Source organism: Corallococcus sp. AB032C, assembly GCF_003668935.1.
Classification (GTDB): domain Bacteria; phylum Myxococcota; class Myxococcia; order Myxococcales; family Myxococcaceae; genus Corallococcus; species Corallococcus exiguus.
Genome location: NZ_RAWP01000068.1, coordinates 45,256 through 54,118 on the forward strand (window position 1 = coordinate 45,256; position 8,863 = coordinate 54,118).

The window sequence follows — 8,863 nt, forward strand, 5'->3', positions numbered from 1 at the left end:
CGTCCGGCGTGAGGTTCCGGTGACGCGCGCGCCCGTGACACGCCCGTGAAGGAGCGTGTCGCGAGCCTGGAATCTTTCACGCTGCGGGCTGCGCGGCCGTGGGTGTGGGCACGTTGCGGCGCAGGGGCGCGAGCAGCGCGAGGAACGCGGCGGACAGCGCGACGCCCAGCAGGAACATGTTCCCGTAGCCCAGGTTGCCGAACTTCGGATCCGCGAGCAGGCCCGCCAGTGGCCCCGCGGGCGCCTTGCCCGCGACCTCCACGCTGGCCAGCAGCGTGTAGTGCGTGGCGCCGATTCTCCGGTCCGTGCGCGACATCATGAACGCGAACATCACGGTGGTGAGCGCGCCGCCGAAGAACTCCTCGGTGAGCGTGACGCCCAGCACGCCCGCGTCGCTGACGCCCGCCCGCGTGAGCAGCCACCGCCCCAGGAGCGGCAACAGGCGCATCGTGCCGGTGAGCGCCACCGCGCGCAGCAGAGGCAGCCGCGCGGCCAGGAGGCCTCCGCACGTGGACCCCAAGAGCGACGCGGCGGTGCCCCACGTGCCCACCCACAGGCCGATTTGCGCCGGCGTGTAGCCCGCGTCCACGAGGAAGGGCTTGTAGAGGACGTCGGACATCGTCTCGCCCAGCTTGTACGTGCCGATGAAGAGCAGCAGCCACCCGGTGCCCGGCACCGTGAGCGCGGACTTGATGCGGGCCCAGAGCGCGGGCCAGTCCAGCTTCGGTGACTCGTGGCCTTCGGCTTCGCGCGGAGGCGGCTCGCGCACGAAGAGGACGATGGTGAAGACGGTCAGGCACAGCGCCGCCATGACGAGGAACAGCCCGGACCAGCCGATGCTCGCGCTGGCCCACACCAGCAGACCGCCGCCGGTGAGCATGCCCAGCTTGTAGCCCACCACCTGCGCGGTGTTGCCCAGGCCCAGCTCCTCCGGACGCAGCAGGTCCACCGCGAAGCCGTCCACCGCGATGTCTTGCGTCGCGGCGAAGAGGTTCATCACGAAGATGAGGCCCAACAGCAGCGGCAGCGATTCCCGCCCCGCCGCGAAGGCCGCCCCCGCGCACGCGAGCGCCAGGCCCGCCTGCATGGGGAGAATCCACGAACGCCTGCGCCCCACGCGCTCGGAGCCGTAGCGGTCCACCAGCGGGGCCCACAGCGCCTTGAGCATCCACGGCAGGGACAGCGCGCCCGCGAACCCCAGCGCTGCCAGCGACACGCCGCGCGTGCGCAGGTAGACGGGCAGCGCCGTCACCTGGAAGCCGAAGGGCAGCCCCTGCACGAAGTACAGCGCGCACAACAGCCACAGCCGGGACGGGATGCGTCGCATGGTCGTGGCGCGAGCATAGGCATGCCCCCTGGCCTGAGTCGTGGGCCTATACTCGCCGTTCCAGTCACTCCCAGGGAGTCGCATGCCGGAGCGAGCCGCAACCGAGTCGGGAATCATCGTCGTGGAGCTGTCCTCCGAGCACGAGCTGGAGGCGGACCACGTGGACGCGGTGGTGGATGTGAAGGCGTCTTCGTTCTTCACCGGCAACGCGGCCTTCGCCAACGCGAAGGAGGTGGCCGCGCTGGTGCGCCTCATGGAGGACCTGGGCGTGCAGGCCACGGCCTTCACCCTCCAGTCGGTGCAGGCGGAGACCCAGGAGGGGCTGCTCACGCGCTCCTCGTCCGCCCTCTACACGGTGCGCATCCGCCTGGTGGAGATGACCCGGGTGGGGGACGTGCTCGCCGCGCTGTCCGGCCTGAAGCAGGCGACGCTGCGCGAGCTCAAGTGGGGCTACACGCACGAGCCGGAGGCCCGGCAGGACTGGCTGGAGGCGCTGGCCCGCGAGTCGGTGAAGAAGGCGCGGCGCGTGGCGGCCGGGCTGGGCGTGACGCTGGCAGGGTTGCACCGCTTCTCCGAGCGCACCTGGGAGTCGAGGGCCTTCGGAAACCACGGCGGCGCCTACGGAGGCGGGAACGAGGACGTGATGCCCATGGCCCCGTCGGGCAGCTACAGCGTGAAGCGGACGGCCGCGCTGGGCTTCCCCGTGTCCCACCGCAAGAAGGTGCACGTGATGGCCACCGCGGAGTTCCAGTCGCACCCGGCCCCCGAGTCCTGAAGCGCTGGGGGCCGGAGCTCGCGCTTCACGGCATGGCGCCGGGCGTGTGCTTGAGCACGAGCGCCTCCAGCCGCAGGAGCGCCTTGTCCAGCGTCTCCCACGACGGGCCGAAGGACAGGCGCACGTAGTTGCGGAAGCGCGACGCCCGCGCGCGGCGCTTGCCGGGGTTCACGTCGAAGAACTCACCGGGCACGGTGATGACCTGGTGCTCCAGCGCGGCGCGGAAGAAGGCCATGCCGTCGTTGAGCGGCGCGGGCAGTCCGGACAGGTTGCCCCAGACGTAGAACGTCCCGTCCGGCGCGCGGTCCGTGCGGATGCCCAGCCGCTCCAGCCGGGAGTGGAACCGGTCCCGCTTCTCCCGGAACGTGTGGTGGATGGCGCGCGTCTCCGCCACCACCGCGTCCTCCTGGAGCAGCGGAATCGCCGCGCGCTGCAGGGGCCGGCTGCCGCCGCCGTCCAGGAAGCTGCCCGCGCTGGCGACCGTGTCGATGACCTGCCTGGGTCCCACCGTCCACGTCATGCGCCAGCCCGGGTAGCGCCAGTTCTTGGTGAGCCCGTCGAAGAGGATGACCGGGTCGCGGTTCACGTCCTCCACGTACCTGGCGGCGCTCTCCACCGGCAGCACGCCCGGGCGGCCCGTCCAGATGTAGTGCGAATAGAACTCGTCGATGAGCAGCGAGCACTCCAGCTCGCGCGCCACGCCCACCCACCGCGCCAGCTCCTCGCCCTGCACCAGCTTGCCGGTGGGGTTGCACGGGTTGGAGAAGAGCAGGGCGGACAGCCCGCGCCCTTGAATCTCCCGGCGCAGGTCGTCGTGCGTGAAGGCGTAGCCGCGCTCGCCCTCCAGCAGGATGGGGATGGCGGTGAAAGCCTTGAAGACGTCCAGCAGCTCTTCGTACGCGGTGTAGTCCGGCAGGAAGTGGCCCAGGTTGACGCTGCCCAGGCTCGCCGCGGCGCGGGTGAGGGCCGCGCGGCCGCCGCCGGACAGGCAGACGTTCTCCGCGCTGTACTGGCTGGACATCCCCTTGCGGTAGAGCCGGTTGTAGAGCCCCGCGATGGCCTCCCGGACCTCCCAGAGGCCCGCGACGGGCGCGTACTCCTGGTCCGCCATGTCCACCGTCACCGAGTGCACGCGAGACGGGGCACCGGGCAAATCTCCCGTCTCCGGCTGACCCTGGCCCAGGTTGCACCACTCCGGGTCGCCGGGACGGTAGCCGCGGCGCGTGGCCTCGGCGGTGACGAAGATGACGCCCGTGCGGGGCACGGTGCGAAACGCATGCAGGGGGACGCTGTCGCTCACGGACGACACGCTAGCGCGCCCCCTGCTTCGGCGCAGCCCCTAGCCTTCCAGCGAGGCGCGGAGGAACCAGGCGTGCTTCTCGAACTCGGTGATGATGCCGGTGAAGAGGTCCACCGTGTCCGTGTCCTTGAGGCCTTCCACCGCCGTGCGGCTCTCACGCAGGCCGCCGAGGTACACCTCGATGCGCTCGGCCAGGAGCTTCACGTGCTCCAGGTCGCGCGAGGTCTCCTGCGGGTACTCCGGCAGGCGGCTGTGCTTGCCCACATGGCGGCTGGTGCCGTACGCGCGGCCGCCCAGCGTCACCGCGCGCTCCGCGATGGAGTCGTTGTGGTTGGCCAGGCTCACCGCGAACGTTTCGAACAGCGGGTGCAGCGCGGCGAACTGCGGGCCCTTGATGTTCCAGTGGGCGACCTTGATCTGCGAGTGCAGGTCCAACCCGTCCGACAGCCGCTCGTTGAGGGTGGCGGCGATGGCGGTGCGGGCCTGCTCGGAGAGGGGACTCGGGCTCTTGTAGAGGGCCATGACGGACACGTTCCTTTCGGTGAAGGGTGGGACGTCGGAAGAGAAAAGACAGCGCCCCCCGGTGTCATCCACCGGAGGGCGCCAATCACAACCCAGAGATAACGACGAGGGGACTAGGACTCCAGTCCAACCGCCGCCGCGTGGATGACGCTCGCGATGCGGACCGCATCGTGCACGTGGTCCTCGCTCAGGCCGCCTTCCAGCACGACCTTCTCATGCGACTGGATGCACATCTCGCAGCCGTTGATGGCGCTGACCGCGAGGCAGACCAGCTCGAAGTCCACCTTGTTGGTCAGCACCTGGGCCAGCCGGTTCATCCGCAGCCCGGCCCGCTTGGTCGCGTACGACTCCTTCCCGATCATGTGACGGAATCGGTAGAAGACGTTGTTCATCGCCATCAGCGAGGCCGCCGCGCGTGCGTCCTCGATGACCGGCGTGGCCTTGTCGCCCAGTGCCTGCTTCGCCTCGTTCAGCATGGCCTCCTTCAGCCGCTCGTTCCGGGCGGCGAAGGCGCATGCCACGGCCGTCCCCCAGCGCTGCTCGGGGGTGAGGGTCGTGCTCTCCAGGACCGCGGAGAGGTTGAGGCGGGTGTCCTTGTGGGCGTCCGCGAGCTCGCTGCGGACGACTTCGAGCGAAGCCATGGTGCCTTACCCCGCCTTCTGCAGCTTCGTGGTGAGCGTCTCCTCACCCTTCTGCCAGTTGCACGGGCACAGCTCGTCGGTCTGGAGCGCGTCCAGCGTGCGGACGGTCTCCTTGACGTTGCGGCCCACGGACAGGTCGTTCACGGACACGTGGCGGATGATGCCCTCGGGGTCCGCGATGAACGTGGCGCGCAGGGCCACGCCCTCTTCCTTGTGCAGGATGCCCAGCGCGCTGGACAGCTCGCGCTTGATGTCCGCCAGCATGGGGAAGGGCAGGTTCTTCAGGTCCGGGTGGTGCGTGCGCCACGCGTGGTGCACGAACTCGCTGTCGGTGGACAGGCCCAGCACCTGCGCGTCGCGGTCCTGGAAGTCCTTGTTGTGCTTGCCGAACTCCGCGATCTCCGTCGGGCAGATGAACGTGAAGTCCTTCGGCCACGCGAACAGGACGGTCCACTTGCCCTTGTACGTGTCGTTGGAGATGTCCTGGAACTCCTTGTTCTTCTCCAGGCTCACGGTGCCCTTCAGCTTGAAGTTCGGAAGCTTGTCGCCAACGGTCAGCATGGGATTCGACTCCTTGGGGATGGGGGGCGGGCCACCGTGGTCCACCCCAGAGGTGATGAGTTGCTACCGGGTAAAGCAGCCACCGTGCCAGCGCATCAACTGCCCTGATTCCAGGAGGTTACAGCTCCCCCTGAGATTCGCACCGGCGGGGCGGTGACGCCGGACCGGTGAATAACGAAATCCCGGTGCCTTTCGCCACTGCAATTTCGGTGGGCCGCTATTATCGCCAACACATGCCGGATGAACTGATGGGGCGCCACCCGGAAGTGACGCAGGATGCTCGGGAGCTGGTCGAGCTGGCAACCACCGAAGAAGGGGTGGGAGAGCTGCTCCGTCGGGGATTGGACTGGGTGTCGCGCGTGGTGCCCTTCGACCTGGCCACGCTGTTCCTGCTCAAGGAGGGCCGGCTGGAGGCGGTGGCGGCGCGCGGCCCGCTCGCGAACCAGGCGGTGCGCAAGCATTCGCTGCAGCTGGCGGACTTCCCATCCCTGAAGCAGGCGCTGGAGACGCGGCGCGCGCGGGCCTTCACGGAGGAGGACCACTCGCACGGGGATGGCGACCCGTTCGATGGGGTGTTGGACCTGCCCGCGGGGCACTCGTGCATGGTGGTGCCGCTGTGCGCGGGGGAGCGCTGCTACGGCGTGCTCACGCTGGACCGTGTGCAGTGTGAGACGTACGCGCAGCCGGTGGTGGACCTGGTGGAGGTCTACGGTCAGATGCTGGCGACCGCGCTCCAGGGCGCGGAGCAGCGCGCGACGGCGGAGCGGCTGCACCGTCAGGACCACGAGCACGCGAAGCTCTTGGAGTCGCAGCTGGGCGGGGACTCCGAAGGCATCCTGGAGACGTCCCTGAGTCCGGTGATGCGCGACCTGTCCTTGCGCGCGCGTCAGGTGGCGGAGACGGACACGCCCGTGCTGATCACGGGAGAGACGGGCACGGGCAAGGAGCGGCTGGCGAGGGCCATCCACCGCTGGAGCACGCGGGCGGATCAGCCCTTCGTGTCGCTCAACTGCGCGGCCATTCCGGCGGGCCTGCTGGAGAGCGAGCTGTTCGGCCACGTGAAGGGGGCCTTCACCGGCGCGAACCGCGACCGGGCGGGCCGCTTCCAGATGGCGCACGGGGGCACGCTGCTGCTGGATGAGATTGGCGAGCTGCCGGTGGAGCTGCAGGCGAAGCTGCTGCGCGCGCTCCAGGAGAAGACGTTCGAGCCGGTGGGCAGCGACAAGACGGTGCGGGCGGACGTGCGCATCCTCGCGGCGACGCACGTGGACCTGCACCAGGCCATCGCGCAGAAGCGCTTCCGCGAGGACCTCTTCTATCGTCTGAGCGTCTTCCCCTTGCGGTTGCCGCCCCTGCGCGAGCGGCGCGAGGACCTGCCGCAGCTCACCGCGTTCCTCCTGGAGGAGCAGGCGAAGCGCACGGGCCGGCGGGGCATGCGGGTGACGGCGTCAGGGCTGACGCGGCTGGCGTCCTACGACTGGCCCGGCAACCTGCGCGAGCTGGCGAACGCGCTGGAGCGCGCCACCATCCTCACGCGCGGCCAGGAGCTGACGGCGCAGTCCTTCGACCTGGCGAACGGCGAGCGCGCGCGGGAGGTGTCGGGCTCGGTGTCGGTGGAGGAGACGCCGGCGCCGCTGCTCGCGGGGGCGAAGGTGCCCACGCTGGCGGCGGTGCAGCGCGAGCACATCCTGCGGGTGCTCACGCTCACCCGGGGCCGCGTCTACGGTGAGGGCGGCGCGGCGGCGCTGCTGGGGCTCAAGCCGTCCACGCTGCAGAGCCGGATGAAGAAGCTGGGCATCGAGCGGCTGGAGGGCTTCACCGCCGCCGAGGACGCGTGACGCGTGCGCGTCAGTGCCTGCGGCTGTCCTCGCGGGCCTCGCGGCGGTCCTCGCGCGTCTCCTGGCGGTTCTGCGCCGTCTCGGAGCGGGCGAGCTGGACCAGGTCGGCGATGAGCATGCGCTTGCGGCTGAGGCTGCCGCTGTCCATCCGGCCGTAGAGGTTGTTGAGCTCCTGGGAGATGGAGCGCGTCTGCTGCAGGGCGCGGGACTCCTGGCGGGCGTCGCGCACGTCGTCGCGGTGGTCCTTGCGGTCGTCGTAGCGGTTGCCGTCGTGGCGCACTTCGCGGGCGCTGGAGCGCGCCTCCTGCTTGTCCTGGGACAGCTCGCGACGGGTCTCGTTCAGCTCCGACGACACGTAGCGGCGCAGGTCCTCTTCCACCTGGAGCAGGTCGCGGCGCGCGGCGCGGCCACGGGCGGAGTCGTAGCGGGAGAGCAGCGACTCCACCTGGCGCAGGTCCTGATGATCATCGCGGGTCTCGCGCGCGTCCTGCCTCAGCTCCTGACGGTCACGGGCCTGCTCGCCGTGGTTGTTGTCGCGGGGACCGCCTGCGTGAGCCAGGACCGGGAGGGACAGCGCCATCGTTGCCAGCAGCCACTTCGACATGGGGGGCTCCATCAAGTGCGTCGGATGCCCTGATGGACGCGGCCCGCCGCCGAGAATTCACGGCGGCGGACATTCCCCCATGGGTGGGAGCGGGGCCTACGACACCGCGGGTGCGACCGGGCGCGGCTTGGAGGGCGCCACGGGGTAGTGGGCCTCCTTGCCGAAGGGCTGGTCGAAGAGGTGCGGATCCGCCTGGCGCGAACGGAAGAGGTCCACGATGTAGTTCATCCGCTGGTCCAGCTTGCTCCAGTCCTTCGCGGCGGTGCCCGTGAGGCTGTCGGGCGTCTTGTCCAGCCGGCCCAGGAGCTCCTTCAGCTTCGGATCCTCGATGGTGCGCAGGTGCGGCGGGAAGAGCGTGGACTCCATGCCGGCGGGGGGAGGCAAGTCATTGCCCAGCTTCAGCGCGCCGCCGGGCACCGCGAGCTTCATCATGTGCTCGGTGGCGATGCCCCGGAACACGCCGGCCAGCTTGTCCACCAGCGGGTTGACGACGAGGTCCACCGCGCCCGTCTTGATGGCGGCCTTGGCGGCGAGGTTGGCGGGGAAGGGCAGGGCGTTGGCGCCCGCCTCGATGCTCTTCTTGAGGATGTTGGCGAAGATCTCCTTCACCGGGGCGTTGAGCGCCTTCTCCACGAAGCCCTGGAGTTGGGTCTGCTCATGCAGGCCCACGGTGTCGTTGGCCCGGAGCATCATCTCGGCCTTCTTGTTCGGGTCCTTCTCGAACATGGCCTGCGCGTAGGTGCCGAAGGCTTCCTTGAGCAGTGGCTTGTCCGAGGGGAAGCCGTCCAGGTACTGCTGGAGCTTCGCGGGGTCCAGCTGGGTGTCACCCTGGAAGGTCTCCACGAAGCGGGCGAACTCGTGGCCCACCTCCTTGAAGACGAACTGGTTGCCGTCGCCAATGGCCTTGCTGACGGTGTTGAGCGCGTCCGCGCCGGCCTTGGCGATGTCGCCGGTGGGCATGGCGGGCAGGCCCAGCTTGCGCAGCAGGTCGTCCACCTTGGACATGGCCTCGCCCACGACTCCGCCGCCCTTGAGGGCGTCCACGAAGGGCTTGGGCATGTCCTCCTGGCGGATGCTCACGCCGGCCTGCTTCGAGGCCCAGGTGGCGAAGGTGGACCAGTTGGCGTTCTCCTTGCCCAGGAGCGTGCCCATGGCGTCGGACAGGTCGTGGTAGCCCTGGGTGATGGCCAGGTTGCGCGCGACGGGGTCCTGCATCGCGGCGATGTTCGCCACGTCCGCGGCGGTGGGGTAGCTGCCCGGCGTGGGGCGCGGGCCGCCCTGCTGGGGGGCCGCGG

The 8,863-nt window shown here is 69.8% G+C and carries 9 protein-coding genes; 2 read left to right on the top strand and 7 right to left on the bottom strand.

The window, feature by feature from the left end; all coding sequences use genetic code 11:
- Positions 1-76: 76 nt before the first annotated feature.
- The gene (locus D7X99_RS26565) at positions 77-1,327 is read right to left on the bottom strand and encodes an MFS transporter (RefSeq protein WP_121780227.1); all 1,251 of its coding nucleotides are present in this window, start codon (positions 1,325-1,327) and stop codon (positions 77-79) included.
- An 82-nt stretch (positions 1,328-1,409) separates the two neighbouring features.
- Between D7X99_RS26565 and D7X99_RS26570 the strand changes: the two genes are divergently transcribed.
- On the top strand, positions 1,410-2,102 hold the full coding sequence (locus D7X99_RS26570; protein ID WP_121780228.1) for an SIMPL domain-containing protein: 693 nt from the start codon (positions 1,410-1,412) through the stop codon (positions 2,100-2,102).
- 25 nt (positions 2,103-2,127) lie between these two features.
- Here the strand turns inward: D7X99_RS26570 and D7X99_RS26575 are convergent, their stop codons facing one another.
- The 4 genes from D7X99_RS26575 to D7X99_RS26590 form a co-directional block, all read right to left on the bottom strand.
- Positions 2,128-3,402: a pyridoxal phosphate-dependent aminotransferase gene (locus tag D7X99_RS26575; RefSeq protein ID WP_121780237.1), complete on the bottom strand. Its 1,275-nt coding sequence runs from the start codon at positions 3,400-3,402 to the stop codon at positions 2,128-2,130.
- A gap of 39 nt (positions 3,403-3,441) precedes the next feature.
- The gene (dps, locus tag D7X99_RS26580; RefSeq protein ID WP_121780229.1) at positions 3,442-3,924 is read right to left on the bottom strand and encodes a DNA starvation/stationary phase protection protein Dps; all 483 of its coding nucleotides are present in this window, start codon (positions 3,922-3,924) and stop codon (positions 3,442-3,444) included.
- A 113-nt stretch (positions 3,925-4,037) separates the two neighbouring features.
- Positions 4,038-4,565, bottom strand: coding sequence for a carboxymuconolactone decarboxylase family protein (locus tag D7X99_RS26585; RefSeq protein ID WP_120550488.1), 528 nt, complete (start codon positions 4,563-4,565; stop codon positions 4,038-4,040).
- A gap of 6 nt (positions 4,566-4,571) precedes the next feature.
- Positions 4,572-5,126 (bottom strand): peroxiredoxin, encoded by a 555-nt coding sequence (locus tag D7X99_RS26590; protein WP_120557013.1) that lies wholly within the window; start codon positions 5,124-5,126, stop codon positions 4,572-4,574.
- 233 nt (positions 5,127-5,359) lie between these two features.
- On the opposite strand from D7X99_RS26590, the gene D7X99_RS26595 reads away from it, so the two are divergent.
- Positions 5,360-6,964: a sigma 54-interacting transcriptional regulator gene (locus tag D7X99_RS26595; protein WP_233613751.1), complete on the top strand. Its 1,605-nt coding sequence runs from the start codon at positions 5,360-5,362 to the stop codon at positions 6,962-6,964.
- A 10-nt stretch (positions 6,965-6,974) separates the two neighbouring features.
- Here the strand turns inward: D7X99_RS26595 and D7X99_RS26600 are convergent, their stop codons facing one another.
- Together D7X99_RS26600 and D7X99_RS26605 are read right to left on the bottom strand one after the other, a co-directional pair.
- The gene (locus D7X99_RS26600; RefSeq protein WP_121780231.1) at positions 6,975-7,568 is read right to left on the bottom strand and encodes a hypothetical protein; all 594 of its coding nucleotides are present in this window, start codon (positions 7,566-7,568) and stop codon (positions 6,975-6,977) included.
- 96 nt (positions 7,569-7,664) lie between these two features.
- Positions 7,665-8,863, bottom strand: a 1,199-nt coding sequence (locus tag D7X99_RS26605) for a hypothetical protein (protein WP_121780232.1), incomplete at its 5' end; no start/stop codon positions are given.

Coding starts and splice junctions, on each gene's coding strand:
- D7X99_RS26600 (WP_121780231.1), bottom strand. CDS start 7,568: ATGTCGAAGTGGCTGCTGGCAACGATGGCGCTGTCCCTCCCGGTCCTG.
- dps (WP_121780229.1), bottom strand. CDS start 3,924: ATGGCCCTCTACAAGAGCCCGAGTCCCCTCTCCGAGCAGGCCCGCACC.
- D7X99_RS26595 (WP_233613751.1), top strand. CDS start 5,360: ATGCCGGATGAACTGATGGGGCGCCACCCGGAAGTGACGCAGGATGCT.
- D7X99_RS26590 (WP_120557013.1), bottom strand. CDS start 5,126: ATGCTGACCGTTGGCGACAAGCTTCCGAACTTCAAGCTGAAGGGCACC.
- D7X99_RS26565 (WP_121780227.1), bottom strand. CDS start 1,327: ATGCGACGCATCCCGTCCCGGCTGTGGCTGTTGTGCGCGCTGTACTTC.
- D7X99_RS26570 (WP_121780228.1), top strand. CDS start 1,410: ATGCCGGAGCGAGCCGCAACCGAGTCGGGAATCATCGTCGTGGAGCTG.
- D7X99_RS26585 (WP_120550488.1), bottom strand. CDS start 4,565: ATGGCTTCGCTCGAAGTCGTCCGCAGCGAGCTCGCGGACGCCCACAAG.